Source organism: Streptomyces sp. NPDC050560 (assembly GCF_044457285.1).
GTDB lineage: Bacteria > Actinomycetota > Actinomycetes > Streptomycetales > Streptomycetaceae > Streptomyces.
Map to the genome: position 1 here is coordinate 437,909 of NZ_JBITGT010000004.1, position 26,154 is coordinate 464,062.

Annotated in this window: 24 protein-coding genes; 7 read left to right on the plus strand and 17 right to left on the minus strand. The window is 74.7% G+C overall.

The features are described 5' to 3' along the window. Positions 1–122: 122 nt before the first annotated feature. The 5 genes from ACIBIW_RS11700 to ACIBIW_RS11720 form a co-directional block, all read right to left on the minus strand. Positions 123–1,022 (minus strand): ABC transporter ATP-binding protein, encoded by a 900-nt coding sequence (locus ACIBIW_RS11700; protein WP_399334634.1) that lies wholly within the window; start codon positions 1,020–1,022, stop codon positions 123–125. A 207-nt stretch (positions 1,023–1,229) separates the two neighbouring features. After that, positions 1,230–2,456 (minus strand): alginate lyase family protein, encoded by a 1,227-nt coding sequence (locus ACIBIW_RS11705; protein ID WP_399334636.1) that lies wholly within the window; start codon positions 2,454–2,456, stop codon positions 1,230–1,232. Between the two features lie 266 nt (positions 2,457–2,722). Next, positions 2,723–3,535 (minus strand): DUF3710 domain-containing protein, encoded by an 813-nt coding sequence (locus ACIBIW_RS11710; protein ID WP_399334638.1) that lies wholly within the window; start codon positions 3,533–3,535, stop codon positions 2,723–2,725. Between the two features lies 1 nt (position 3,536). Continuing rightward, a complete protein-coding gene (gene dut, locus ACIBIW_RS11715; RefSeq protein WP_399334640.1) occupies positions 3,537–4,076 on the minus strand; it encodes a dUTP diphosphatase in 540 nt (179 codons plus the stop codon). Then, a complete protein-coding gene (locus ACIBIW_RS11720) occupies positions 4,073–4,657 on the minus strand; it encodes a PaaI family thioesterase (RefSeq protein WP_399334642.1) in 585 nt (194 codons plus the stop codon). Before ACIBIW_RS11720 ends, dut begins: the two co-directional genes overlap by 4 nt. A gap of 80 nt (positions 4,658–4,737) precedes the next feature. Between ACIBIW_RS11720 and ACIBIW_RS11725 the strand changes: the two genes are divergently transcribed. Beyond that, positions 4,738–5,196 carry a DUF3093 domain-containing protein gene (locus tag ACIBIW_RS11725; protein WP_399334644.1) on the plus strand — a complete coding sequence of 153 codons (459 nt, stop codon included), beginning with the start codon at positions 4,738–4,740 and terminating at the stop codon, positions 5,194–5,196. 129 nt (positions 5,197–5,325) lie between these two features. On the opposite strand, the gene ACIBIW_RS11730 is transcribed toward ACIBIW_RS11725, so the two are convergent. The 4 genes from ACIBIW_RS11730 to ACIBIW_RS11745 form a co-directional block, all read right to left on the minus strand. After that, positions 5,326–6,189, minus strand: coding sequence for a hypothetical protein (locus ACIBIW_RS11730; RefSeq protein WP_399334646.1), 864 nt, complete (start codon positions 6,187–6,189; stop codon positions 5,326–5,328). Positions 6,190–6,202: 13 nt separating this feature from the next. Continuing rightward, on the minus strand, positions 6,203–6,499 hold the full coding sequence (locus ACIBIW_RS11735; RefSeq protein WP_003951337.1) for a DUF4193 domain-containing protein: 297 nt from the start codon (positions 6,497–6,499) through the stop codon (positions 6,203–6,205). A gap of 379 nt (positions 6,500–6,878) precedes the next feature. Continuing rightward, positions 6,879–8,123 (minus strand): sensor histidine kinase, encoded by a 1,245-nt coding sequence (locus tag ACIBIW_RS11740; RefSeq protein ID WP_399334649.1) that lies wholly within the window; start codon positions 8,121–8,123, stop codon positions 6,879–6,881. Positions 8,124–8,129: 6 nt separating this feature from the next. Further along, positions 8,130–8,783 carry a response regulator transcription factor gene (locus ACIBIW_RS11745; protein WP_399334651.1) on the minus strand — a complete coding sequence of 218 codons (654 nt, stop codon included), beginning with the start codon at positions 8,781–8,783 and terminating at the stop codon, positions 8,130–8,132. 301 nt (positions 8,784–9,084) lie between these two features. Here ACIBIW_RS11745 and ACIBIW_RS11750 point away from each other — a divergent pair, with 301 nt between their 5' ends. Beyond that, on the plus strand, positions 9,085–9,258 hold the full coding sequence (locus ACIBIW_RS11750) for a hypothetical protein (RefSeq protein WP_399334653.1): 174 nt from the start codon (positions 9,085–9,087) through the stop codon (positions 9,256–9,258). 241 nt (positions 9,259–9,499) lie between these two features. Here ACIBIW_RS11750 and ACIBIW_RS11755 read toward each other — a convergent pair whose 3' ends face one another. Both ACIBIW_RS11755 and ACIBIW_RS11760 read right to left on the minus strand, forming a co-directional pair. Then, positions 9,500–10,300 carry an inositol monophosphatase family protein gene (locus ACIBIW_RS11755; protein WP_399334655.1) on the minus strand — a complete coding sequence of 267 codons (801 nt, stop codon included), beginning with the start codon at positions 10,298–10,300 and terminating at the stop codon, positions 9,500–9,502. Between the two features lie 107 nt (positions 10,301–10,407). Further along, positions 10,408–11,535 (minus strand): ferrochelatase, encoded by a 1,128-nt coding sequence (locus ACIBIW_RS11760; RefSeq protein WP_399334657.1) that lies wholly within the window; start codon positions 11,533–11,535, stop codon positions 10,408–10,410. 220 nt (positions 11,536–11,755) lie between these two features. Between ACIBIW_RS11760 and ACIBIW_RS11765 the strand changes: the two genes are divergently transcribed. Next, a complete protein-coding gene (locus ACIBIW_RS11765) occupies positions 11,756–12,994 on the plus strand; it encodes an MFS transporter (RefSeq protein ID WP_399334659.1) in 1,239 nt (412 codons plus the stop codon). Then, complete coding sequence (locus ACIBIW_RS11770) at positions 12,963–14,273, plus strand: D-arabinono-1,4-lactone oxidase (protein WP_399334661.1); 1,311 nt, start codon at positions 12,963–12,965, stop codon at positions 14,271–14,273. Before ACIBIW_RS11765 ends, ACIBIW_RS11770 begins: the two co-directional genes overlap by 32 nt. Positions 14,274–14,368: 95 nt before the next feature. Here the strand turns inward: ACIBIW_RS11770 and ACIBIW_RS11775 are convergent, their stop codons facing one another. Beyond that, a complete protein-coding gene (locus ACIBIW_RS11775; RefSeq protein ID WP_399334663.1) occupies positions 14,369–15,487 on the minus strand; it encodes a hypothetical protein in 1,119 nt (372 codons plus the stop codon). A 510-nt stretch (positions 15,488–15,997) separates the two neighbouring features. Between ACIBIW_RS11775 and sepH the strand changes: the two genes are divergently transcribed. Next, entirely contained in the window at positions 15,998–17,035 is a 1,038-nt protein-coding gene (sepH, locus tag ACIBIW_RS11780) for a septation protein SepH (protein ID WP_399334665.1), read from the plus strand. A gap of 104 nt (positions 17,036–17,139) precedes the next feature. Here sepH and ACIBIW_RS11785 read toward each other — a convergent pair whose 3' ends face one another. Further along, the gene (locus tag ACIBIW_RS11785) at positions 17,140–17,970 is read right to left on the minus strand and encodes a sulfurtransferase (protein WP_399334667.1); all 831 of its coding nucleotides are present in this window, start codon (positions 17,968–17,970) and stop codon (positions 17,140–17,142) included. A gap of 332 nt (positions 17,971–18,302) precedes the next feature. On the opposite strand from ACIBIW_RS11785, the gene ACIBIW_RS11790 reads away from it, so the two are divergent. Continuing rightward, complete coding sequence (locus ACIBIW_RS11790) at positions 18,303–19,115, plus strand: VOC family protein (RefSeq protein WP_399334872.1); 813 nt, start codon at positions 18,303–18,305, stop codon at positions 19,113–19,115. 42 nt (positions 19,116–19,157) lie between these two features. Here the strand turns inward: ACIBIW_RS11790 and ACIBIW_RS11795 are convergent, their stop codons facing one another. Beyond that, positions 19,158–20,345 (minus strand): MFS transporter, encoded by a 1,188-nt coding sequence (locus tag ACIBIW_RS11795; protein WP_399334669.1) that lies wholly within the window; start codon positions 20,343–20,345, stop codon positions 19,158–19,160. A 77-nt stretch (positions 20,346–20,422) separates the two neighbouring features. Between ACIBIW_RS11795 and ACIBIW_RS11800 the strand changes: the two genes are divergently transcribed. Further along, complete coding sequence (locus tag ACIBIW_RS11800; protein WP_399334671.1) at positions 20,423–21,310, plus strand: LysR family transcriptional regulator; 888 nt, start codon at positions 20,423–20,425, stop codon at positions 21,308–21,310. Positions 21,311–21,319: 9 nt separating this feature from the next. Here ACIBIW_RS11800 and ACIBIW_RS11805 read toward each other — a convergent pair whose 3' ends face one another. The 3 genes from ACIBIW_RS11805 to ACIBIW_RS11815 form a co-directional block, all read right to left on the minus strand. Next, on the minus strand, positions 21,320–22,510 hold the full coding sequence (locus tag ACIBIW_RS11805) for an alkaline phosphatase family protein (RefSeq protein ID WP_399334673.1): 1,191 nt from the start codon (positions 22,508–22,510) through the stop codon (positions 21,320–21,322). After that, positions 22,510–23,109, minus strand: coding sequence for a DUF5998 family protein (locus ACIBIW_RS11810; protein WP_399334675.1), 600 nt, complete (start codon positions 23,107–23,109; stop codon positions 22,510–22,512). Before ACIBIW_RS11810 ends, ACIBIW_RS11805 begins: the two co-directional genes overlap by 1 nt. Before the next feature lie 183 nt (positions 23,110–23,292). Then, a complete protein-coding gene (locus ACIBIW_RS11815; protein ID WP_399334677.1) occupies positions 23,293–26,133 on the minus strand; it encodes a GNAT family N-acetyltransferase in 2,841 nt (946 codons plus the stop codon). Positions 26,134–26,154: the final 21 nt, after the last annotated feature.

The window sequence follows — 26,154 nt, forward strand, 5'->3', positions numbered from 1 at the left end:
GCCGGGGTTGGTGCGTCCTTGACGCATCCCTGATGGCGGGAACGGGGCGGGTGCGGCCTCCGTCACCCCGGGTGCGCCCCGGGGCGCGCGCCGCTCACCGGGGGTGACGGGAGACCGGGGGCTCACGCTCTCCCGGGGCGGCCGGGCCCGGGGGCGGTCTCGGCGGGTGTGGCGGCCTCGGCGGAGGCGGGTGCGGAGGCAGGGGCGGCGGCCCGGTCCGTGCGGCCTCCGTGTCCGCCCGGCTCTCCCGGGTCCCCCGGCCCCCTGCGGTGGACGATGGTGCCGTCGCTGAGTTCGAGGACGCGGTCGGCGAGGTCGAGCAGGGCGGCGTCGTGGGTGGCCACGAGCGCGGTGACGCCCTCGCCGCGCACCACCGCGCGCAGCAGCTCCATCACGGCGTGCCCGGTCTCGGCGTCGAGCTGGCCCGTGGGCTCGTCGGCGATGATCAGCGAGGGCCGGTTGGCGAGGGCGCGCGCGATGGCGACGCGCTGCTGCTGGCCGCCGGACAGCTCGCCGGGGCGCTGGCGCGCGTGGTCCGCGAGGCCGACGAGGGAGAGCAGCAGCTCGACCCGCTCCTCGCGCTCGCGCGGGTCGGCCCCGCGCAGCCGCATCGGCACGCCGACGTTCTCGGCGGCGGTGAGGATCGGGATGAGGCCGAAGGACTGGAAGACGAAGCCGATACGGTCCCTGCGCAGGTCGAGCGCGCCCTTCTCGCCGAGCCCCGCCAGGTCGAGCCCGTCCACGACGACGGTGCCCGCGTCCGGCCTGTCGAGGCCGCCGACGAGGTTGAGCAGGGTGGTCTTGCCGGAGCCGGAGCGGCCCTTGAGCGCCACCAGTTCGCCGCGCGGGACGGTGAAGGAGACCCCGCGCAGCGCGTGCACGGCGGCGGCGCCGGTGCCGTACGAGCGGTGCAGTCCCTCGGCGCGCACCATCGGCCCGCCGTCGGCGCCTTCGGCCCCGTCCCGCTCGCCGTCCGTGTCCGCCGCGCCCCGCGCGAGCGCGGTGCGCCCGGTGTCCGCCATGTCGCCCCCCGTCGTCCCCGCCGCCCTGCCGGGTCGGCCCTGCCGGCCGTCTCCCGGGCCGCCGTGGCGGGCGGCCGTGCGCCGAAGCGCCCAGTATCGCCGGACGCGCCCTGGCCGGGCAATGCCGGTCCCGGCGGGCGGTGGCCGGGGCGCGGCGGGCGGTGGCCGGGGCGCGGCGGGCGGTGGGCACCCGCCGCGCGGGGCAGGTCAGTTGGGGTTCTCGGCGTGGGTGAGCGTCTCCCAGGCGACGAAGAGGTTGTTGGTGCCCTGGGGGCGCTTCTGCTCGGTGAGCGTCTGGGTGTTGTCCATGGCGTTGCCGAGGCGGGTGTGGAGGGCGTTGAAGCCGACCTCGGTGATCGGCCCCAGGTCGTCCTTGACGGCGCCGCCGCACAGCCAGCTCGGCGGCTGGGCTCCCAGCGCGTACTTCGACTGGAAGCCGAGCGCGTAGCGCAGCCGCTCGCCGACGTCGGTCCCGTAGAGGTCGTCGCCCTGGATGCGGCTGGTCTCGGCGATGTGCGAGATGGAGGAGATGCCGTAGCCGGTGTGGGTGAGGTCGCGGCAGGTCTCCTGGGTGACGCCGTTCTCGAAGTGGTCGAGGCCCTGCCAGTACGCGATGATCTCGTCGCGGCTGTCGCGCCCGCTGCCTGGCACGGTCTTCGGCAGGTCGCCGTCGGACGCGAGGTAGACGTACGCCGGGACCCGGACCCTGAAGGTGTCCATCGCGCGGTCGTACGACGCCTTGTCCTCAAGGAAGACGGAGATGCCGACCGCGGCCTCGGTCATGGTCAGCTCCCAGTTCCCGTTGGAGTCGGAGCCCGCGATGACCTTGGGCAGGTAGACGTCCCGGAGCAGGTCCGCGAAGCGGCCCTCGTTCGCCCAGGTACCGCCGTCGGCGGTGTACGCGTACTTGATGATCTCGGCGGCCTTGGGCCAGGAGGAGCCCGCCCACCCGGTCTGGAGGGGGGCGTTGCTGTTGGTGTGGTCCCTGAGGGTGGCGGACCAGGCGTCCATCAGCTCGATGGACTTCCGGGCGTACCGCTCGTCGCCGGTGAGGTACCAGACGAGGGCGTCGGTGTAGGCCGCGATGGCGTCCTCGCGCTCGTCGGTGCAGCCGAGGTTGGGGTCGGAGTAGGGGCCGCACTCGACGACCTCGCGGGGCCTGGGCGTGCGGTCCAGGTCCGCGTAGCCGCTGCCGGTCATCTGGTCGTAGGCGTCCTTCCAGGGCTGCTCCCCCGCGTTCACCTTCTCCCGTACGAAGTCGAGCTGGGCGGCGGAGACGGTGACGCCGGGGTGGACGAAGGTGCCGGGCGCCGCGGAGGCGGCGGGGCCCGCGAGGAGCCCGGCGACGAGGGCGGCGGCAGCGGCGGTGCCGCACAGCGCGGCGCGCCGGCCCCGGCGTCCCGCGGGGCGGGGGCGGGCGTGAGTGTCTGTCATGTGGGGGGCCATCCATTCTCATACATGAACGATGGGTGAAATGCTGAACACTCGCGATGGCCAGTGACCATAGGTACGGACCAAGAGGGCCGTCAAGGGTCCGAGCAGAGGTTCATGTACATGACCAGACGGTGGGCTTCCGCGCACGTCACGAAGGCAGGAGCCGCGGCAGTACGGAGACACCCGCGGACATGCCGAGGGGCCGCTCCCCCTGGGGGGAACGGCCCCTCGTGCTCCGGTGTGCGGCCCCGGCGCGGGGGCGCGGCTCAGCGGACCTCGGTGATCTCCGGGCCGCGGGCGAGCTGGCCCATGCCGCCGGAGAAGCGGGACACGCTCTGCTCCTCCTGCTGGACGCCCTCGGGCACCATCTGCGCGTCGTTGGGGAGCTTGAGGACGATCGGGTCGCGGGGCGCCATCGGGCCCTCGCCGCGCACGATCACGGTGTCCCGGAAGATCTGCTCAAGCAGCCCCGCGGCCTCGGGCTTCACCGCGCCCTGGCCGGAGATCACCCCGCGCAGGAACCAGCGGGGGCCGTCGACGCCGACGAAGCGCACCACCTGGAAACCGCTCTTGCCGTCGGGCAGTTGCACCGGCACCTGCGCCCGCAGCTCCCAGCCGAGCGGGCCCTCGACCTCGTCGATGACGCCGCCCTGCTGGGTGATGCCGGACGCGATCTCCTCGCGCACCTCGCCCCAGATGCCCTCGCGCTTGGGCGCGGCGAACGCCTGGAGCTGTACCGCGCTGTCCTTGAGGACCACGGTGGCGGCGACAATCGCGTCACCGGCGACCTCGACGCGCAGCTCCATGCCCTCGACGCCCGGTACGTACATGCCGCCCAGGTTCACCCGGCCCTCGCCGGGATCGCCCAGCTCGGTGCTGTCCCAGGGGCCGTCGGGGCGGGGCTCGGGTTCGAGCCGTACACGCTCCTGCTCCTCCTCGGCAGGCTCCGCGGACTCGGCGTCCGCCGGGGCCCCGGAGTCCGCCGAGTCGGCCTCATCGACGTCGCCGACCTGCTCGGCCTCGCTCGCCTCGTCCGCCGCGTCCTCGGCGGAAGTCCTCTTCTTGCGACGTCCGAACACGTCACTGTCCTTCCCGGTCGGATACGACCGATGCGTAGCTAGTCCCATCCAGTTGCCCACCCACGTGCCCACCGGGGCCGCCGCCGGAAGCGGAGTGCCCACCGGTGGAGCCGAAGCCCCGGTCGGCCCGAGCCGAGCCGGGAAGCTCCACGACCTCTTGGAAGCGCACCCTCTCGACCCGTTGGACGATCAGCTGGGCGATCCGGTCCAGGCGCTCGAACCGCACCGACTCGCGCGGGTCGAGATTCACCACGATCACCTTGATCTCTCCACGGTACCCGGCGTCCACGGTCCCGGGCGCATTCACCAGGGCGACGCCGCAGCGCGCGGCCAGGCCGGAGCGCGGGTGCACGAAGGCGGCGTAGCCCTCGGGCAGGGCGAGGGATACCCCGGTGGGCAGCGTCCTACGCTCGCCGGGGGCGAGTTCACAGGTTTCGGTCGTCACCAGGTCGGCGCCGGCGTCCCCGGGGTGCGCGTAGGAGGGCAGCGGCACGTCGGGGTCGAGCCGTACGGCGCGCACGGTGAGGTGCGGCGCCGTCACGGGTTCACCTCGAAGGCGCGCACGCGCCTGACCTGGTCCGGGTCGTCCATGGCGGCCTCGATCTCCTCGCGGCGGCCGTTCTTGACGAAGTGCTCCACCTTGACCTCGATGAACAGCGCCTCGGCGCGCAGCGCCACCGCCCCCTTGGGGCCGCCGAGACGCCCGGTAGCGCGGGTGTAGACCTTGCGGCCCGCGCGTGCGGTGATCTCGGCCTGGAGGAAGAGGGTCGTGCCGATGGGCACGGGGCGTACGAAGTCGGTCTCCAGGCGGCCGGTCACCACGATCACCCCGAGCAGTCGCGACAGCCAGCCCAGGGTCTCGTCGAGCGCGGTGGTCAGGACGCCGCCGTGGGCGAGCCCGGGGGCGCCCTGGTGGGCGGGGCGCGGGACGAACTCGGCGCTGACGGTGAGCCCTTCGCCCGCGCGCGCCACGAGGTGCAGCCCGTGCGGCTGCTCGTCGCCGCAGCCGAAGCAGTGCGCGTAGTGCGTGCCGAGCGGTTCGCCGGGCGCGGGCGCGTCGGGGTGCCGCTCGGGGAGCGCCGCGTCCTCGGGCGGCGTCAGGGCGGAAGTCGTAGCACTCACAGGCGGGAACCTTACCCCCGCCGGGGCCCGGGGGCCGCCCTGCTCCATGGTCGCCGTGGGCGCCGTGCCAAGCTTGGGCCATGGAGCCCTCCGCCGCCGTCTTCGAAGAACGCCTCACCGCGCCCCGTTCCTGGTGGCTCGTCTCGTTTCTCGTCGGGGTCGCGGTGGCGCTGATCCTGCTGCCGTTCGGCCCGTTGCCGCTGCTCGGGGGGCTGGTAGGCGGTACGGCGGTCTCGGCCATGGTGGCGAGTTCGTACGGCTCCGTGCGCATCCGCGTGGTGGCGGACTCGCTGGTCGCGGGGGAGGCGCGGATTCCGCTCTCGGCGCTCGGCGACGCGGAGGTCCTCGACCCGGAGGAGGCGCGGGCCTGGCGCTCGTACAAGGCCGATCCCCGGGCCTTCATGCTGCTGCGCAGCTATGTGCCGACCGCGGTACGGGTCAAGATCACCGATCCTGAGGACCCGACGCCGTACGCCTATCTGTCCACCCGCGAGCCCGAGCGCCTCACCAGGGCCCTGGCGGCGGCCAGGACGGCCTGAGGGCCGTCGCGGGCGCACGGGGCGGCACACGGGCCCCACGCGCACGCGCGCGCGTGCTGCACAGGGGGACGGCGGGCCCGGGAAACGGTGTGAGCCCACAGGAGAGCGGCCGGCGCGGCCGCGGACGGTTCAGCTCCGCGGGTCGTCCGGGAACTCACCGGGCGGCAGCGCGTCCCTCGGCCGCTCAAGGGGCGGCAGCTCGGGCAGGGCGTTCCAGGGGACCTGGCGGCGGCGCAGATCGGACCTGATGTGCTCGGCGAGCTTCCTGGTGTCGCGGCGGTTCATCACGGCGCCCACGGCGGCGCCGACCATGAACGGCATCAGGTTGGGGAGGTTGCGCACCATGCGCTTCATGATCTGCTGGCGCAGCTCGCGCCGCAGATGGCCGCCGAAGGCGGTGTCGAGGCTCGACGGCTTGCTCATGTCGACGCCGCGCTCCTCGGTCCACGAGGCCAGGTAGGCGCGGCTTCTGGTCTTGAGGTCGCCCGGCGGTCTGAGGCCGTAGACCTCGTGCAGCTCGGCGACGAGCTTCAGCTCTATGGCCGCGACGCCGGTCAGCTCGGCGACCAGCTCTGTGGGCATCGCGGGCGGCACGGGCAGCATGGCCGCGGCGCCGATCCCGGCGCCCACGGTGGAGGTGGCGCCCGCCGCCCCCGTGACCAGCTTGTCGGCCAGCTCCTCGGGCCCGAGGCCGGGAAACTGGGCGCGCAGCGTCGCGAGGTCGCGTACCGGGATGCGGGGGGCCAGTGAGATCAGCCGGTCGGCGAGTCCCGCGAGCGCGGCCCTCGCCCTGCTGCCGCCGAGGCGCACGCCGCGGCGGACGGCGGCTGTGCGGCTGCGGCCCTCGGGGGCCTTGTCCGTTCCTGTGACGTCGAGCGAGGCCCCGGGGCCCCGCTCGTCCTGCTCCCCCGTCGGCTCCTGTGCGGAGTCCTGCGATACGTCCGCGGGGCGTCTGCGGAAACGCCGCCCGCGCGGAGGGGTCGAGCCGGTCATGCCCGACCCCGGCTCAGTCGCAGTCGCGGCAGATCGGCTGGCCGTTCTTCTCGCGAGCCAGTTGGCTGCGGTGGTGCACCAGGAAGCAGCTCATGCAGGTGAACTCGTCCTGCTGCTTCGGCAGCACCCGGACGGCCAGCTCCTCGTTGGAGAGGTCCGCGCCGGGCAGCTCAAGGCCCTCGGCCGCCTCGAACTCGTCGACGTCGACGGTCGAGGTGGACTTGTCGTTCCGCCTCGCCTTCAGCTCTTCGATGCTGTCCTCGTTGAGGTCGTCATCGGTCTTGCGTGGAGTGTCGTAATCCGTTGCCATGTCGCTCTCCCCCTCTGGGTGTCTGCGGTGTCTCCAGCGCACGTAACGCGTGAGAGGCCGGACTTGTGCCCGACCTGAGGCGGAGATTTTGCCTCACATCAAGGTCTGTTACTCAATCGACACCCAACCGGCCCTCTCACGAGTGATCGGCTTGGATGGCGAAGGGCACCGTACACGGTGCAAATACCGCACCGGGCGCCCACCACCCCCGTGTACTTCCCGTGATCAGCCCCCGGGGAAACCAGGATTTTCCCGGCTTTCTGATCGTATGAACGATCACTGAGGGTGGAGAAAGCAGGGTTCTGTATGTGATCGATCACAGAGCGGCGCCGCAGGGGGACGTCGCGAAAATTCCGCTTAAAGCGAACACACGCGCATCTCAGATCGGCAACGTGACACGCATCACCAGCCCACCCCCCTCGCGCGGTGCGGCGTCGATCCGCCCGCCGTGCGCCCTCGCCACCGACCGCGCGATGGAGAGCCCGAGGCCGACCCCCTTGTCGCTGCCCGTCCGCTCCGTGCGCAGCCGCCGGAACGGCTCGAAGAGATTACCGATCTCGTACGCGGGCACGACAGGGCCCGTGTTGGCCACCGTGAGCACGGCCTGGCCGTGCTGCGCCTGCGTGGTGACCTCGACCCAGCCCTCGTGCGGCACGTTGTAGCGCACGGCGTTCTGCACCAGGTTGATCGCGATCCGCTCCAGCAGGACGCCGTTGCCCTGCACCACCGCGGGCCCGCGCACGCCCCTGATCTCCACTCCGGCCCGCTCCGCCTCGCCGCGCACCTGGTCGAGGGCGCGGGAGGCGACCTCGGCGAGGTCCACGGGGCCGCGGTCCACGATCTGGTTGTCGCTGCGGGCGAGCAGCAGCAGGCCCTCGACGAGCTGCTCGCTGCGCTCGTTCGTCGCGAGCAGGGTCTTGCCGAGCTGTTGCAGCTCGGCGGGCGCCTCCGGGTCGGAGAGCTGCACTTCGAGCAGGGTCCTGTTGATCGCGAGCGGGGTGCGCAGCTCGTGCGAGGCGTTCCCGACGAAGCGCTGCTGCGCCGAGAAGGCGCGCTCCAGGCGCTCCAGCATGTCGTCGAAGGTGTCGGCGAGTTCCTTCAGCTCGTCGTCGGGCCCGTCCAGCTCGATGCGCCGTGACAGGTCGGAGCCCGCGACCCTGCGCGCGGTACGGGTGATCCTGCCGAGCGGCGAGAGGACCCGGCCCGCCATCGCGTAGCCGAAGGCGAACGCGATGACGGCGAGGCCGAGCAGCGCCAGCAGGGAGCGGCTGAGCAGGTTGTCCAGGGCCTCCTGGCGCTGGTGGTTGACGCAACTGTTGAGCGCCCTGTTGAAGTCGTCGGGGTTGGCCGTGCTCTGGTCGAGGCCGGGGCAGGCGTCGCTGCTCACGGAGATGCTGCCCGAGCGGATCGTGAACGGCAGGTCGTTGCCCACGTGCACGGCCTGCGCGGCGAGCAGGTAGATGATCGACAGCAGCAGGATGCCCGCGATCAGGAACATGCCGCCGTACAGCAGTGTGAGCCTTATCCGGATGGTGGGACGCAGCCAGGGGAACGTCGGCTCGGGGCGTCTGGGGTCCCACGTGGGCTTGGGGGGCGCCGCGGGGGGCGCGGGACTCGCGGCCACGGCGGGTCAGATCCGGTAGCCGGAGCCGGGGACGGTCACGATGACGGCGGGCTCGCCGAGCTTGCGGCGCAGCGTCATGACCGTGACCCGTACCACGTTGGTGAACGGGTCGGTGTTCTCGTCCCACGCCTTCTCCAGGAGCTGCTCGGCCGAGACCACGGCGCCCTCGCTGCGCAGCAGCACTTCGAGCACCGCGAACTCCTTCGGCGCGAGCTGCACCTCCTTGCCGTCCCTGAACACCTCGCGGCGGTTCGGGTCCAGCTTGATCCCGGCGCGCTCCAGCACCGGCGGCAGCGGGACGCTGGTGCGCCGGCCGAGCGCGCGCACGCGCGCGATCAGCTCGGTGAAGGCGAACGGCTTCGGGAGGTAGTCGTCCGCGCCGATCTCCAGGCCCTCGACGCGGTCGCTGACGTCGCCGGACGCGGTCAGCATCAGGACACGCGTGGGCATGCCCAGTTCGACGATGCGCCGGCACACGTCGTCACCGTGCACGAGCGGCAGGTCACGGTCGAGCACGACCACGTCGTAGTCGTTCACCCCGATGCGCTCCAGGGCCGCCGCCCCGTCGTACACGACGTCCACGGCCATGGCCTCCCGGCGCAGTCCTGTGGCCACCGCATCGGCGAGCAGTTGCTCGTCCTCCACGACGAGTACGCGCACGTCGGTTCCTTCCCATCTGCCCGTGGAAGGGCACGGCTTCGGTGCCTCCATCCTGCCTCTTTCGGCCGTAAACCGGCTGTAAGGCGCCACTGTGGGGGACCGCCCGCGGGGCCCCGGAATTTTCCGCGCGGCTGGAGGTTTCCGGCCGAGGCGGTGCGGGGAGGACGAATTCACACCCGCGATCACGCCATGTATGGGGCGCGCCACGACTCGCTTTTCAGGGCGCCGCCGCATCGTGATCGCCCCTTCCCAGGGCACACCCCCGTGCCAGTGACCCGACCCAGGACGAGGGGGCGCAACCATGGACGCATTCACGGCAGGACTGCTCCAGAGGATAAGGACGACGGAGTCCGATCTCTCTCGCGCCCGCGAGACAGGAGACGACTTCCTGGCAGACGTCGAGCAGGGCGAGCTCGACGACCTGCGCCGACTGGCGGCCGAGCACGGCGTCGAGGTGGGGGCGACCAGCTCCTGAAGCTCTTTCTCGACCCTCAGTTCAGTGTGGGCGGGCCTCGCGACCCTGATGGGCGCGGGGCCCGTCCGCATGCCGGGGCCCCATCCCGCCCGGCCCACCCGGCCCGCCGCCTCCGGGCGCCGTACCGGCGCGGCCGACCTCAATGCGTGCGCGCGCACGCGTACACGCGCGGTGATTGCGCCGAGGCGCCCCCGCCCGATGCCCCGCGCCCGGTACGGGCTCCCGGCCGCGGGCAGCGCGGTCAGTCGTGCCAGGCGCCCAGCTCCTCCAGGGCGCGCTGGAGCGGTTCGAAGACACCGGGGGACGCCGCGACCGTGAGGTCGTCCGTCTCGGGCCCGCCGGGGCGGCCGCCGGTGAGCGCGCCCGCCTCCCGTGCGATCAGACAGCCCGCGGCGCGGTCCCAGGGGTGCAGCCCGCGCTCGTAGTAGCCGTCGAGCCGCCCCGCGGCCAGGTCGCACAGGTCGATGGCGGCCGAGCCGCCCCGCCTGATGTCGCGCAGCCGGGGGATCAACTGCCGGGCCACCTCCGCCTGATGGTCACGCACGGTGGCGACGTAGTTGAACCCCGTGGAGACCAGCGCCTCCGCGAACGGCGGCGCGGGGCGGTGCGCGAGACGCCGCCCGCCCTCGTGGGCGCCGCCGCCGAGCACCGCGTGGAAGGTCTCGCCGCGCATCGGCGCCTCCACGACGCCCGCCACCGTCTCGCCGCGGTACTCGGCGGCGATGGACACGGCCCAGGTGGGCAGCCCGTAGAGGTAGTTCACGGTGCCGTCCAGCGGGTCGATGACCCAGCGCACCCCCGAGGTGCCCTCGGCCGCCGCGCCCTCCTCGCCGAGGAAGCCGTCGTCGGGGCGGCGCTCGGCGAGGAACCCGGTGATGAGCCGCTCGGCCGCGATGTCCATCTCGGTGACCACGTCGATGGGGCTCGACTTGGTCGCGGCCACGCCCAGGTCCGCGGGGCGGCCGTCGCGCAGCAGGGCACCGGCGCGGTGCGCGGCCTCCAGGGCCAGCTCAAGGAGCTGTCGGTGCGGGGACTCTGTCACGGTTCTCCTCGGCGACGGGCGGGGTGGGACGGGTCTCGTGCGGCGGCCGGGCGGGGCGGCAGCCCGCGCGCGTGAGCCCGGCCGGCCCGTACGCGCGCGGGCGCGCCTCACGCGTAGGGGCTGTCCGCGCCCGCGGCGGCGGGCTTGGGGGTGCGGGCCGGGCAGCAGCCGGCCGGGCACACGTCGTGGCTGGGGCCGAGGGCGCCGAGCGCGCAGCGCTCCACGGGGCGGCCGCTCTCGGCGGCGGCGCGCTCGACGACCAGTTCCCGTACGGCGGCGGCGAAGCGCGGGTCGGCGCCCACGGTGGCCGAGCGGCGCACCGGGAGGCCGAGCGCGGCGGCCTTGGCGGCGGCCTCCGTGTCGAGGTCGTACATGACCTCCATGTGGTCGGAGACGAAGCCGATGGGGGCCATCACGACCGCGGGCGCCCCCGCGGCGTGCAGCTCCTCCAGGTGGTCGCAGATGTCGGGTTCGAGCCAGGGGATGTGCGGGGCGCCGGAGCGCGACTGGTAGACGAGGCGCCAGGGGTGGTCGGCGCCGGTGCGCTCGCGCACGGCCCCGGCGATGGTGCCAGCGACGTCCAGGTGCTGGGCGACGTAGGCGCCGCCGTCGCCGTGTCCGCCCTCGGGGCCCGAGGTGTCGGCGGCGGCCGTCGGGATGGAGTGGGTGGTGAACGCGATGTGGGCGCCCTCGCGCACGTCCTCGGGCAGTTCGGCGAGGGCTTCGACGACCCCGTCGGCCATGGGCCCGACGAAGCCGGGGTGGTTGAAGTAGTGCCGCAGCTTGTCGACGCGGGGCAGCGCGAGCCCTTCCGCGTCCAGGGCGGCGAGCGACTCCGCCAGGTTCTCGCGGTACTGGCGGCAGCCCGAGTACGAGGCGTAGGCGCTGGTGGCGAGGGTGAGGACGCGCCGGTGCCCGGCCCTGGCCAGGTCGCGCAGAGCGTCGGTGAGGTAGGGCGCCCAGTTGCGGTTGCCCCAGTACACGGGCAGGTCGAGGCCGTGGTCCGCGAAGTCCTTGCGGAGGGCGTCGAGCAGGGCGCGGTTGTGCTCGTTGATGGGGCTGACCCCGCCGAACAGGAAGTAGTGCTGCCCCACTTCCCTCAGCCGCTCACGCGGGATGCCCCGGCCGCGTGTCACGTTCTCCAGGAACGGCACGACGTCGTCGGGGCCCTCGGGGCCGCCGAAGGACAGCAACAGGAGGGCATCGTAGGGAGCGGCAGACAGCGGTTGTGGCATGACAGGAATCCTGCCACCCCCCGGTGACGGCGGTGGAAACGCCCGGGGTGTCGGACGCACGCACGCGCCTCGCACGCGCGCGCGTGCCCCGCGGGCCCGGCATGCGCGCGTACGGCGGGAGAGCGGTGATAACCGGTGTCCGGCCGGCCCGGCCGTGCGTAGGCTTCCTTGACTCTTTCGCGCCTTACGGCGCGTCCCAGCCTCCCCGCCGGAGTCCGCCGTGCCCAGTCCCTACCGCGTCGTCTACTCGGCACCCGGCGCGCTCGCGTTCTCCGTCGCCGGGTTCATCGGGCGGCTGCCGCTGTCGATGACCGCGATCGGCGTGGTGACGATGGTGTCACAGATCACCGGCAGGTACGGGCTCGCCGGGGCGCTGTCCGCGACGATCGCGCTGTCCGCCGCGGTGCTGGGACCGCAGATATCGCGCCTGGTCGACCGGCACGGGCAGCGACGGGTGCTGCGTCCCACCACGCTCGTCGCGCTCACGGCCATCGCGGGGCTGCTGCTGAGCACGGCCCTGCGGCTGCCCGACGGGATGCTGTTCCTCTTCGCGGCGGGCGCGGGCTGTGTGCCGAGCACCGGGGCGATGGTGCGCGCCCGCTGGTCGGAGCTGTACCGCGGCGCGCCCAAGCGGCTGCACACCGCCTACTCGGCGGAGGCGGTGGTGGACGAGGTCTGCTTCATCGTCGGGCCGATCCTGTCCATCGGGCTGTGCACCGTGTGGTTCCCCGAGGCGGGGCCGCTGGTCTCCGGGGGCTTCCTCGCGCTCGGCGTGTTCTGGCTCGCGTCGCAGCGCGCCACGGAGCCGCCGCCCGGCGGCGAGGAGCACCGCGGCGGCGGGACCGCGCTGCGCTCACCGGGCCTGCGGGCGCTGGTGGGGACGTTCGTGGCGACCGGGGGCATCTTCGGCGGGATGGACGTGGTGACGGTGGCCTTCGCCGACGAGCAGGGCCACAAGGCGGCGGCGAGCGTCGTCCTCGCCATATACGCCTCGGGCTCCTGTGTGGCGGGGCTGCTGTTCGGGCTCGTGCACTTCACCGGGCCGCCCGCGCGGCGCTGGCTCGTGGGCGTGGCCGCGATGGCCGTGAGCATGGTGCCGCTGCAACTGGCGGGAAATCTGCCGTCGCTCGCCGCCGCGCTGTTCGTCTCGGGCCTCGCCGTCGCACCAACCATGGTCACGACCATGGCGCTGGTGGCCCAGCACGTGCCACGCTCACGGCTGACCGAGGGCATGACATGGACGAACACGGGCCTGGCCGTCGGAGTGGCCGTCGGCTCCTCGGCGGCGGGATGGGTCATAGACGCGGCGGGCGCCGAGACGGCGCTCGCGGTGCCGGGCGTCGCCGGGGCGCTCGCGCTGGTGACCGCCCTGCTCGGGTACCGCCGTCTGGCATGTCCGCAGCCGGGTACGGAAGGAGCCGCGGCCCATGGCGAACAGCAAGAGCCCGACATGGCGTAACTGGGCGGGCACGGTCGCCGTGCGCCCCGAGCACGCCGTGGCGCCCGCGTCCGTCGAGGGGGTACGGGCCGCGGTGCGCGCGGCGGCGGAGGACGGCCTCACGGTGAAGGCGGTCGGCGCGGGCCACTCGTTCACCGCGGTCGGCGCCACCGAGGGCGTCCTGCTGAGCCTGCGGCGGCTGACCGGCGTCCGGCACGTCGACCGGGCGGCGGGCACCGTCACGGTGGCCGCGGGCACCCCGCTGCGGGAGCTGAACGCCGCGCTCACGCACGCGGGGCTCAGCCTGACCAACATGGGCGACATCGCGGTGCAGACCGTCGCGGGCGCCATCGGCACCGGCACCCACGGCACCGGGCGGGACTCGGCCGCGCTCGCCGCCCAGGTCCGCGGCCTCGAACTCGTCACCGCCGACGGCTCCTTGCTGACCTGCTCCGCCACCCGGCACCCCGAGGTGTTCGCGGCGGCCCGCGTCGGGCTCGGCGCCCTCGGGGTGGTGACCGCGGTGGAGTTCGCCGTGGAGCCGCTGTTCCTGCTCAGGGCGTGCGAGGAGCCGATGCGCCTCGACCGGGTCACGGCCGACTTCGACGCCTTCGCGACCGAGAACGAGCACTTCGAGTTCTACTGGTTCCCGCACACCGACAGGTGCGTCACCAAGCGCAACAACCGCGCCCCAGGTCCCGCCAGGCCGCTCGGCCTGGTCGGCGGCTGGGTCGACGACGAACTCCTCTCCAACGGCCTCTTCCAGGTCGTCAGCAGCCTCGGCAGGGCGCTGCCCGCGACGGTGCCCGCGATCGCCGCTGTCTCCAGCCGCGCGCTGTCCGCACGCACCTATACGGACATCCCGCACCGGGTGTTCACCAGCCCCCGCAGGGTCCGCTTCGTCGAGATGGAGTACGCGCTGCCGCGGGCCGCCGTGGTGCCCGCGCTGCGGGAGCTGAAGGCGATGGTGGACCGCTCGCGGCTGCGCGTCGGCTTCCCCGTGGAGGTCAGGGTGGCGCCCGCCGACGACATCCCGCTGTCCACCGCGAGCGGCCGCGACAGCGGCTACATCGCGGTGCACATGTACCGGGGCACGCCGTACCGCGCGTACTTCGCCGCCGCGGAACGCATCTTCACGGCGTACGGGGGGCGGCCGCACTGGGGCAAGCTGCACACCCGGCGGGCCGCCGGCCTGGCCGCGTCCTACCCGGACTTCGGCGCGTTCACGGCGGTACGCGACCGGCTCGATCCGGAGCGCAGGTTCGCCAACGCCTATCTGCGGCGCGTCCTCGGCGACTGACCCGGCGCGACCGGCCCGGGGCCGCGCGACCGGCCGCCCGCGCGGGCGGCGCTTCCGCTGGAGCGCGGCGCCCTCCCCGGGCCGCCCCCGGCCGCTCAGGGCGTCGGCGCCTCCTCGCGCTGGTCCTGCCGCTGGTCCTGGGCGCCGTTACCCGAGCCGGGCGCGGAGCCCGGGTCGTCCGGGCCCTGCGGGGACTCGGAGGGCGCTTCCGAGGGCGCGGTGGTGCCGTCGCCGCCCGGTGAGGCGCCGGGGCTCCCGTCCTGCCCCGGGTCCGTGGTCGCGCCGGGGGCGCGGTCGGTGCCGCGGGTGCCGCCCGGTGTGGAGGGCGTCGTGGCGCCGCCGCGGTCGCCGTCGCCGGGGGTGGCCGAATCGGAGGGGTCGGGAGCCGAGGGCGAGGGGGAGTCGCCCGGCGTCGAGGCGGGCCCGTCCGAGGGGCGGTGCGAGGGGCCGGTGTCCGAGCCGCCGCCGGTGAGCACGGAGCCGATCGTGGTGCCGTGACCGCCGCCGTCGAAGCTGTGCCCCGACGCGGTCTCGTACACCGTGATGCCGCCCATCGTCACGGCGAAGACCAGCCCCGCCGCGAGCAGCGGCCGCTTCCAGCCGAACCGCCGGCCCGCCCGGTGCACGGTCGCCTCGCCGAACCCGTCGGCGGGCGGCGGCGCCTGCGCCATGCGCCGCAGCACCTGGGTGGCGTCGTCGGCCGGGGGGCGCGGCCCGGGGACGGGCCGCAGCAGCAGCGTGGGGTCGGCCCCCGGGTCCTCCTCGCCAGGCGGTACGGCGTCGGGGGCCCCGGCGGTGGGGAGCAGGGCCGTGGCGTCGTCCTCGGGGCGCACGGGGTGCGGGAGGCCGCCGGGGAGGTCGGGCGGCGCCGGGGAGGGCCGGAAGGTATCGGGCACCGGGCGGCCCGTGCCGCTCACCGGCACCTGCCGCGCCCGGGGCTTCGCCTGCACCGCCGCGTCCCGCAACTGCTCGCCGGTGCGCCGGAAGAAGTGCTGGAAGATCGTTCCGCCACAGGTGGCGAGGATACTGACGACGCCCGCGCCGAGGATCGTCCCGTACACCCCGAGGTTGGAGGCGAGCTTGGCGGCGACCACGGCGGCGACGGCGCTGCCCGCCACCTGCGGCACGTTCAGGTCGAGCCGGCGGCGCCCGGGCCGCTCCTCGCCGGGGCCCGGCTCCCCGCGCCGCCCCGCTCTCCGTCGGGAAACCCCCATGTCCGGCTTCACCGGCCCACCGCCCATGTCGAACCTTGCCCGCCTTGCCCGCCCCGTTCCACTGATTGCATGGATAAGGGTACGTATGGGTGAAGTGCCGAAGTTCCCTTTCGGGGGGTTACGTGAAGTACGCCACCCGCAACCTTCACAAACCCCCGGTCAGAGACGGGGATTTCACGATCACCGGCCGAACTTCGATGGCGCGCCCTTCCATCCGGGTGGCCCGAATGGAGTACTGTTGCGATCCCTGGGTTCGGTCTCCCACCAGGGATGGCCAGACCTCAAGGACCCGCGAGGAACGCCGGAAGGGAGCGCGCGTTGCGTAGGGTGACCAGACTGATCACTCAGCGTTGCGAACAGGTAACCGTGCCATAACGGCGTTCCTGGGTCCACGCCCGACACGCCGGGCAACTCGGCAAGGTTGTGGCAGGCTGCACCCGGGCAGGCCACACTCGACTAGCGGAAGCAGCGACGCACGTGACGTCGGCAGGCACCACCCGGGAGGTCCCCATGCCCGAACTGCGTGTCGTGGCCGTCTCCAATGACGGCACACGGCTGGTGCTGAAGGCTGCGGACAGCACGGAGTACACGCTTGCCATCGACGAACGGCTGCGTGCCGCCGTCCGCGGCGACCGGCCACGCCTCGGTCAGATCGAGATCGAGGTGGAGAGCCACCTGCGCCCGCGCGACATCCAGGCGCGTATAAGAGCGGGCGCCACCGCCGAGGAGGTCGCCCAGCTCGCGGGCATCCCCGTCGACCGGGTGCGCCGCTTCGAGGGCCCCGTGCTCGCCGAGCGCGCCTTCATGGCCGAGCGCGCCCGCAAGACCCCCGTACGCCGCCCCGGTGAGAACGCGGGCCCCCAGCTCGGCGAGGCCGTGCAGGAGCGTCTTATGCTCCGCGGCGCCGAGAAGGACACCGTCCAGTGGGACTCCTGGCGCCGCGACGACGGCACCTGGGAAGTCCTGCTCGTCTACCGCGTCGCGGGCGAACCGCACTCCGCGAGCTGGACCTACGACCCGCCGCGCCGCCTGGTGCAGGCCGTCGACGCCGAGGCACGCTCGCTGATCGGCGAGGCCGACGACGACCTCGCGGCCCCCGAGCCCAGCTTCCCCTTCGTGCCCCGCATCGCCAGGCTCCCCAGGGAGCGGCCCGAGCGCACCCCCGAGCGCCCGGGACTGCCGCCGGGCACCGGCGACGCCGACGAGGCCACGGGCGACGGCCGCGACTCCCTCACCAGCCTGCTGGAGGCCGTGCCCAGCTTCCGCGGCGACCTCGTCGTGCCCGAGCGCCCCGCGCCCGCCGCCGAACACCCCCCGCAGGAGCCCGAGGAGGAGCCGGAGGCGGAGGAGCCGCCCGCGCCCGCCGCGTCCGCCGGGTCCGCCTACGCGGACGTACTGATGCCGCGTTCCGTCACCAGCCACCGCGACCGGCTCGTCGGCTCCACCGACCGGCAGGCGGAGGCCGACGGGGTGCGCCCCGGGCGCCGCGCCGCCGTACCGAGCTGGGACGAGATCGTGTTCGGCACCCGCCGGAAGAAGCAGGATTGATTCAGCAGCCGTCGAAGGGACCCGGGCGCTCGCCCGCGGCCCCTTCGACGCGCCCGCCACGCCCGGCGGCACGCGCCGCGCGGGCGACCCGCCGCCGCGGCCGGCTACCGAGGTCCGGGGCCCGTGGCCACCGGACGCGCCGGGTCCGAAGACCACTCCGACCACGAACCCGCGTACAGGTCCGCCTCGATGCCCGCCACCGCGAGCGCCAGCACCTCCTGCGCCGCCGACACCCCGGAGCCGCAGTACACGCCCACGGGCGCGTCCCGCGCGCCCAGCTTCCTGAAGCGCTCGGCGAGTTCGGCCGCGGGCCTGAGCCTGCCGTCCGCCGCCACGTTCTCCGCGGTCGGCGCCGACACCGCGCCCGGGATGTGCCCGGCAGCCGGGTCGAGCGGCTCCACCTCGCCCCGGTAGCGCTCGCCCGCGCGGGCGTCCAGCAGCAGGCCCGACGCGGCACGCTCCGCCGCACCCGCCGCGTCCAGCAGCCCCCGCTCCCCCGCCACCGGCACGAAGTCACCCGGTGCCGCGTCGCGTTTCCGCGGTTCCCCGGTCTCCAACGGGCCCTCCCAGGCCGCGAGCCCGCCGTCGAGGACCCGTACCGACGGATGGCCGCTCCAGCGCAGCAGCCACCACGCGCGCGCCGCCGCCCAGCCCTGCCCGCCGTCGTACGCCACGACCGGACGCGCCGCCGACACTCCGGCGGCCCGCATCGCCGCCCCGAACCGGCCGAGATCCGGGAGCGGATGGCGGCCGCCGGGTCCCGGCGGCGCCGCGAGGTCGCGGTCCAGGTCGACGAAGACGGCGCCGGGAAGGTGCCCCGCGAGGAAGGCCGGGCGCTGGGACGGCGCGCCCAACTGCCAGCGGACGTCCAGCAGAACCGGAGGATTCGGTCCCGCCGTCTCGCGGGCAAGCTCGGTGGGAGAAATGATTGGCATAGCGCCATCATCGCGCACAGGGTGGCCACCCGGTCGCTCTCCGGATACTGTGCTCGCCCGGACCGGGACACCGGCGGGGCAACGAGGCCCCGCGCACACCCCGTGCAGCCGATCAACACCGTCACGCCACTCCGCAGAAACGAAACGGCATCCCCACCGAGGCAGCCTCGCCCGGTGAGGTCGGCGCCCGCTCGTCTTCCGAGGGCGCAGGGCGGCACGGTCGGCACGCACCACCGCGGCGAGCGGCGGCGGGCGGCACGCGCGCGCGAGCGCGAACACATTCGCATAGTGGCGGCAACGCGGCACCATGAAGGGTCGAAGGACACATGACGATGACCGAGGCGCTGGGGTCGACCGACAGAACGAGCACGCGTACGGCCTCTCGGCTGACACCCGGCACACCGTGCTGGATGAGCCTGATGGCGCACGACCTGACCGCGGCGCGTAAGTTCTACGCGACCTTGTTCGGCTGGACCTTCAGGCCGGGACCGCACCAACTCGGCCCCTACGTGGGAGCCCTGCTCGGCGACCGGGACGTCGCCGGGATCGGACAGCTCCCGCCCAACCGCCATCTGACCGTGCGGTGGACCCCGTTCTTCGCCACCGACGACGTGAACGCGACCGCCGACCTGGTACGGCTCTGCGGGGGCACCGTCGGCGTCGGCCCCCTCGACGCGGGCGACGCGGGGCGCCTGGCCGTCGCCGTCGACCCCTGCGGGGCCGTCTTCGGGCTCTGGCAGGCCACCGGCCTGCCGGGCCTCTCCCTCAGCGGCGCCCCTGGCTCCCTGGCCTGGAACGAACTCCTCACCTACGACAGCGCCGACGCCGGGTTCTACGAGGCCGTCTTCGGGTACAACCGCGGGCTCCCGAGGCCGACGGCGGACGCGGCCCGCACCCTCCACGTGGACGGGCGCGCCGTCGCCTCGGCGCAGGGCATGGGCCGCGACCTGCCGGGCAACCGCGGCGCGCACTGGATGACGTACTTCGAGACCGGCGACGTCGACCGCTCCGCGCGGCGGGTCGTGGAACTCGGCGGGCGCCTCGTGGAGGCCGCACGCGACACCCGGTTCGGCCGCACCGCCGTCGTGGCCGACCCCCAGGGCGGGGTCTTCCGACTGCTCACGACGGACCGGCAGCAGACCTGAGACACCCGCACCCCACCCCGCCCGGCCCGGCCCGCCGCGCGCTCAGCGTGGCTTCCTCGCGGTACGGCGGGCCGGGGCGAGGGCGGCGGCGAGGAGCGCCGTCAACGCCGTGAAGGCGCCGGGCAGTCCGAAGCCCGCCGCGGCGAGGCCGAGCGCGGGGGCGCCCACACCGGCGCCCCCGTCGTAGGCCATGTTCCACAGCGACCCCGCGGACGCCACGCCGCCCTCCCCCGCCCGCTCGAACATCAGCACAAGCGTGTCGTTCTGCACCACCCCGAAACCGAGCCCGTACAGCACCCCCGCGGCGGGCGCCACCAGCCCCGCGCAGCCCGGGACCGCCACGGCGGCCGCCCACCCCGCCACACCCGCGGCGCAGACCGCCATCCCCGGCACCAACAGGCCCCCGGTGCCGCGCCTGTCGCTCCAGACGCCCGCGAACCAGCGGCCCGCCACGATCCCCGCCGCCAGCGCGAACAGCACGAGCGGGGCCGTGTCCGTGCCGAGCGCGGGCGGCAGGTACGAGGTCGCGCCGCCCATCGCGCAGGCCGCCGCCGCGAGCACCGCCACCGGCGCCGCCTGCCGCCACGCCGCGACCGCGCCCGCCGGCCGCCCTCCCGCGCGCGCGGGCGCCGCACGCGGCACGCGCACCGCAGCCACCAGCGGGGCCGCCACCACCGCGGGCACGGCCGACGCCGCGAACACAGCGGTGAACCCGAAGCGCCCGGCCGCCCACACGCCCAGCGGCAGGCACACCACCTGCGGGAGCGCCGTCGCCACCCCGTACCAGCCGACGGCGCCGCCCCGGCGCGCGGCCGGGACGAGCGCGGGGACGAGCGTGCTCCCCGCCACCGCGACCATGCCGAACCCGGCGCCCCGTACCGCCGACACCGCCAGCACCGGGCCCATCGCCGTCGAGAGCGCGTACAGCGGCGTCGGAAGTCCCAGCAGCAGCGCCCCCGCCACGAACATCGCTCTGGCTCCGTAGCGGGCCGTCAGCCGCGCCATGCAGCACTGCACGGCGACCGTCGCGGCCATCGTGACCCCGGTCGCGGCGCCGAGCCCCGCGCCCCGCGAGCCGCCCTCGGCGGACCAGAGGGGCACTACGGACAGCATGGGCGCGTAGTTCGAGAAGGCGCCCACCGTGGCCGCGAGCAGCAGCAGGAAGCCCCGGCCACCCGGCGGTGCCAGGGCGGCGGCGCGGGTGGCGGGACGGGGTGCGGTGAGAGGCATACCCGAGTTGTAGGGGGCGAGGTGCCATCGCGTCCAACGAACGTTTCCGATGTCCTCGATCGGGAGAGCCGATGGGTATGGAGCTGAAGCACCTGGCGACCTTCCTGGCCGTCGCGAGGACGCTCGGGTTCACCCGGGCCGCGCACGAGCTGGGCTATGTGCAGTCCAGCGTGACCGCGCACGTCAAGGCCCTGGAGACGGAGCTGGGCGTGCCGCTCTTCGAGCGGTTCGGGCGCCGGGTCGCGCTCACCGAGGCCGGGCGCGAACTGCGCGGCCACGCCCGGGAGCTGCTGGCCCTCGCCGCCCGCGCGGGCGAGGCGACCAGGGCCGCGGGCGGCTCGGGGGGCGAGGTGGGCGGCACGCTGCGGATCGCCGCGGCCGAGAGCCTCTGCGCGTACCGGCTGCCCACGGTGCTGCGCACCCTCACCCGGCGCCACCCCGCGCTGCGCCTGGCCTTCGGGCCCGCCGAGCGTGCCGCGGTGTTCACGGCGCTCGCGGACGGCGCCCTGGACGCGGGCTTCCTGCTGGAGGAGCGGATCGAGGCGCCGCTGGTGGCCGCCAGGCGGCTCGCCGAGGAGCCGCTCGCGCTGGTCGCCCACCCGGGGCACCCGCTCGCGGGGCGCGCGGGGATCGCCGCGGCCGAGCTGGCCGACGACACGCTGCTGGTGGTGGAGCGGGGCTGTGCGCTGCGCGAGCTGGCCGACGCGGAGCTTGCGGGCGCCGTCACCGACCCCGTGGTGATGGAGTTCGTAAGCATGGAGGCGCTGAAGCGGTGCGCGGCGGCCGGGCTCGGGGTGGCGCTGGTGCCACGGGCCACGGTGCGGGACGAGCTGGCGCGGGGCGAGCTGACGGCCCTGGACTGGCGGCTGCGGCCGGGCCTCGGGGTCTACCTGGTGACGGGCGCAGGCCGCGGCGGGCCCAGGGCCCTGGCGGAACTGGCCTCGCTTGCCGCGGAGATGTGGTGAGCCGCGGTCTCAGGTGCGCACCTCAAGGAGGGGCACGAGCTGTTCCTCGGGCGTCATGGAGCCGTGGTTGCCCACCATGACGGACTCCTTGGGCTCCCGCTGGGACGCGATCAGCAGCACGTCGTCGTGGGCCGCGGCGACCACGTCGCCGATCCTGGCGAGGACCCGGTCGTCGACCACGGGCCCGAACCAGCCCGCCGCCAGCGCCTCGTCCCGGCTCGCCACCCAGAAGCGGTCGCCGAGCACTTCGCGCCACACCGCGAGGACGTCGCCCGCGGCGCCCGGCACCGCGTACACATGGCGGGCCCTGCCCTCGCCGCCGAGGAGCGCGACGCCCGCGCGCAGCTCCCAGTCCTCGTCGAAGTCGATGCGGTGCAGCTCGTCCTGGGCGATGTCGACCATGCCGTGGTCGGCGGTGACGTACAGCGCGCAGCGCGGCGGCAGTTGCTCGGCGAGGCGGGCGGCGAGCCGGTCGGCCTCGGCGAGCCTGGCCCGCCAGGCGTCGGAGTCGACCCCGTGGCGGTGGCCCATGCCGTCGACGTCGGAGTAGTACGTGTAGACCAGGGCGCGGTCACCGGCGGCGAGCTGGGCGGCGGCCAGGTCCATGCGGTCCCCGCCGTCGAGCCGCCCGTGGAAGGTGCCGCCGCTGAGGGCGACCTTGGTCAGGGGCGTGCTCGCGAAGGCGGGCGCGGAGACCTGCGCGGTGTGCACGCCCGCGGCGTGCGCCCGCTGGAAGACCGTGGGGTACGGCTGCCAGACGTGCGGCGCCGTCCAGGGGTGCCAGCGGAGCTGGTTCATCAGCTCGCCGGTGCCCGGGTCGCGCACCGTGTAGCCGGGCAGCCCGTGCTCGCCCGGGGGCAGCCCGGTGCCGACGGAGGCGAGGGAGGTGGCGGTGGTGGCCGGGAACCCGGCGGTGATGGGGCGTCCCGTGCCGCCGCGCGAGCTTGCCATGAGCGAGGCGAGGAAGGGCGCGTCGGCGGCGTGGGCGGCGAGCTGGTGCCAGCCGAGGCCGTCGATGAGGAACACGCAGTTCCGGTCGGCCGGGGCGAGTTCGGCCATGGCCGGTGCGCAGCCGGGTACGGCGAGGCCGGAGGCGAGCGTGGGAAGCAGGTCGGCGAGGGAGCCGCCGCCGTACTCGGGCACGGGCGCGGAGGCCAGGGAAAGCGGCTCTGTGTCCAGGCCCCAGTCGGGCTGCGCCATCAGCGGGCGGGGCCGTGGGGGCCCGCGGTGGTCGCCTCGGAGAGTGCCTGGGCGAAGGCGAGGGTCTGGCGGACGGTGTCGGGTCCGTCGCCCGCCTCGCTGGCGCGCAGGCTGAGGTCGTCGGCGGTGGAGCTGCCGGTGTAGCCGTGGTCGGCCTCGCAGTTGGGGTCGCCGCAGGCCGCGGGCTCCAGGTCGAGCCGGGACACGGCGCCCCAGCCGATGGTCAGGACGACCTCGCGGGGCAGGGTGCCGGGGGTGTACGACTCCGGGTTGGCGACGACCCTGCTGACGACCACGGAGGAGATCCTGCCGAGCTGTACGGACTCGGTGGAGGTGGTGGCGTACGGGGTCGGCGAGCTGGAGTCGGCGGCCTGCTCGTCGGTGTGGCTGACGATGAACCGGGTCGGCGTGAGGACCAGCACCGTCACATGGCGGCGCACCTCGTTGGCGTCGAAGGTGGTCTCCTGATGGACCAGAAACGACCCGATTCCTTCGCCGCCGATCGCGGCCTCCACCGCCTCGGCGACGAGAGCCGGATAGTAGCCGCTGCGCTCGATCGCCGTCCGCAGTCCCTGGGTCGTCGTACTGGTCTTGGCCATGCCGCCCATCCTACGGCCCGCGTGGGTGCGCGGGACGCCGCGGGAGGGCGGCCGGGAGGCCGCGCCCGCGGGCCCGGGACGCAGCCCGCGACGGCCCGGCGGGGGCGCGCGTGGAGGGGGCTTCCGCGGTACGCGCGCGTGGCGACGGAGCGGCGCCGTACGCGCGCGTGGCGGGTGTCGGGATCAGTACGCGGGCATGGTCCTCGGGCCCAGGTCGGCGCCGCGCGGGGGCGGCGGCGCGATCCGGATCTCGGCGTCGAGCGCGGTGAGGCCGACGGCCGCGACCACGACCGGTTCCAGGTCGACGGCGACGACCTCGGGGTGCTCGTCGACGAGCCGTGACAGGCGCTGGAGGAGGTCTTCGAGTGCGCCGGTGTCGGCGGGGGCGGCGCCGCGCCTGCCGAAGAGCAGCGGGGCCGTCCTGATCGACCTGATCATGGCGGCCGCGTCCTGGTCGGTGACCGGGATCAGCCGGTGCGCGGTGTCCCCGAGGAGTTCCGACGCGACCCCGGCGAGCCCGAAGGAGAGCACCGCGCCCGCGGTCGGGTCGATGACGGCGCGGACCACGGTGTCGACGCCGCGGGGCGCCATCCGCTGCACGACGGGGCGCAGCACGCCGGGGCCGCCGAGGGCCGCGGTCAGCTCCGCGTAGGCGCGGCGTAGCTGTCTCTCATCGGCGAGGTCGAGGCGTACGCCGCCGAGGTCGGCGCGGTGGCGCAACTGGGGCGCCGTGGTCTTCAGGGCGACGGGGTAACCGAGGCGCCCGGCGGCGGCGGCCGCCTCGCCGGGTCCTGGCGCGGGCACGGCGGCGGGCACATGGATGCCGTAGGTGGCCAGCAGGCGGCGGGCGTCGTCCTGGCCGAGCGGGCTGCCGTGCCCTGGCGTGCCGGCCGGGGGCGCGGTGGGGCGCGAGAGCAGGGCGTCGATGAGGGCGGCGGCCGCCCTGGGGTCGATGTCGTCGTACTCGGGCACCCGTCCTGGCGAGGCGGCCTCCCGGCGCCAGCGCGCGTGCTGCTCCGCCTCGGCGAGCGCGCGTACGGCGCGCTCGGCCGCGGGGTAGGCGGGGATGTGGGCGGCGTTCTCCGGGGCGCGGGCCCCGGGTTCAGGGCGTGCCCGGTGGGGCTGCGGGGCGGTCGCGGCGGGCCCGGTGCTCCCCGCGACGGAAAGGGCCTCGGCGAGGCCGCCGAGTTCGACGTGGACCACGCAGACGGGCTTGGGCGGCCGGGGGCCGACGGCGGCGCGCAGCGCCCCGGCGAGTTCGTCGTCGCCCGCGGCGCGCTCGCCGAGTGAGGGGATCGCGGTGACGATCACGGCGTCGCAGGTGTCGTCGGCCAGCGCGGTGCCGAGCGCCGCGCGGAAGTCGTCGGGGGTGGCGCGGGTGGTGAGGTCGAGCGGCGCGAGCGGGCTGAGCCCCTCGGAGAGGCAGGCGTCGTACGTGAGCAGCCCGAGGGACTCCGAGTTGCCGAGGATGGCCACGCGCGGGCCCGCGGGCAGCGGCTGGGAGGCGAGCTGGAGCCCGGCGTCGACGAGTTCGGTGATGGTGTCCACGCGGATGACGCCCGCCTGCCGCAGCAGCGCGGAGACGGTGGCGTGCGGGAGCCCGGTGGTGGGCACGGCGTGTCCCGCGGGGGCGGCGCCGGTGTGCCGGGCGCCCTGGACCACCACGAGCGGCTTGACGGCGGCGGTGCGCCTCGCGAGGCGGGTGAACTTGCGGGGGTTGCCGATGGACTCCAGGTACATCAGCGCGACGTCGGTGTCGGGGTCGTCGTACCAGTACTGGAGGACGTCGTTGCCCGAGACGTCGGCGCGGTTGCCGCTGGAGACGAACGTGCTCACGCCCGCGGGGCCCGCGGTGGCGGGGTCGGCGCCGCCGCGCCGTTCGAGGCGGGCGAGCAGGGCGATGCCGATGGCGCCGGACTGCGCGAACACGCCGATCCGCCCGGGCCTGGGCATGCGGGGCGCCAGCGAGGCGTTGAGGGCGACGTCGGGGGCGGTGTTGACGACGCCGAAGGCGTTGGGTCCGATGAGCCGCATCCCGTAGGAGCGGACCTGGCGCACCAGGGCGCGCTGGCGCTCCTTGCCGTCCTCGCCGCTCTCCGCGTAGCCGGAGGCGAGGACGACGAGGCCGCGCACCCCGTGCGCGCCGCAGGCGGCGACGGTCTCGGGCACCCGGGCCTCGGGCACGGCGAGGACGGCCAGGTCGACCGGCTCCCCGATCTCGGCGAGTGAGCGGTGGGCGGGGACGCCCGCGAGGTCGGTGCGCCCCGCTTCGAGCGCGCTGTTGACGGCGTACAGACGGCCGGGGAAGCCGCCGTCGGCGAGGTGCGCGAGGACGCTGCGGCCCACGCCGCCCGGCCGCCGTCCCGCGCCGATCACGGCGACCGACTCGGGGCGCAGCAGCCGCTGCACGGAGCGGCCCTCGGCGCGCTGCTCGCGCGCGTACTGCACGGTGCGGGACGCCTCGGTGGGCTCGATGTCGAACTCCAGCCGTACGACGCCGTCCTCCCAGCTCCGCTGCTGGCGGTAGCCGGCGTCCGTGAAGACCTTGATCATCCGGTGGTTGGCGGGCAGCACCTCGGCGGAGAAGCGCCTGATGCCGCGCTCGCGCGCGACCGCCGCGAGGTGTTCGAGCAGCACGGAGGCGACGCCCCTGCCCTGGTGGGCGTCCTGGACGAGGAAGGCGACCTCGGCCTCGTCGGCGTCGCCGCTCGCGGGGCCGCCGTCCGCGTCGACGCGGTCGTAGCGGACGGTGGCGATGAACTCGCCGCCGACGAGCGCGGCGAGGCCGACGCGGTCCACCTGGTCGTGGTGGGTGAAGCGGCGCACGTCGCGGTCGGAGAGGCGGGGGTAGGGGGCGAAGAAGCGGTAGTACTTCGACTCGTCCGAGACCTGCTCGTAGAAGCCGACGAGGCGCTCGGCGTCGTCGGCCGTGATCGGCCTGATCCGGGCGGTGCCGCCGTCGCGCAGCACCACGTCGGCCTCCCAGTGGGCCGGGTACGCGGGCGGTTGCGGCGCGTCGTCCATACGGCCAGCGTACGGGGCTCA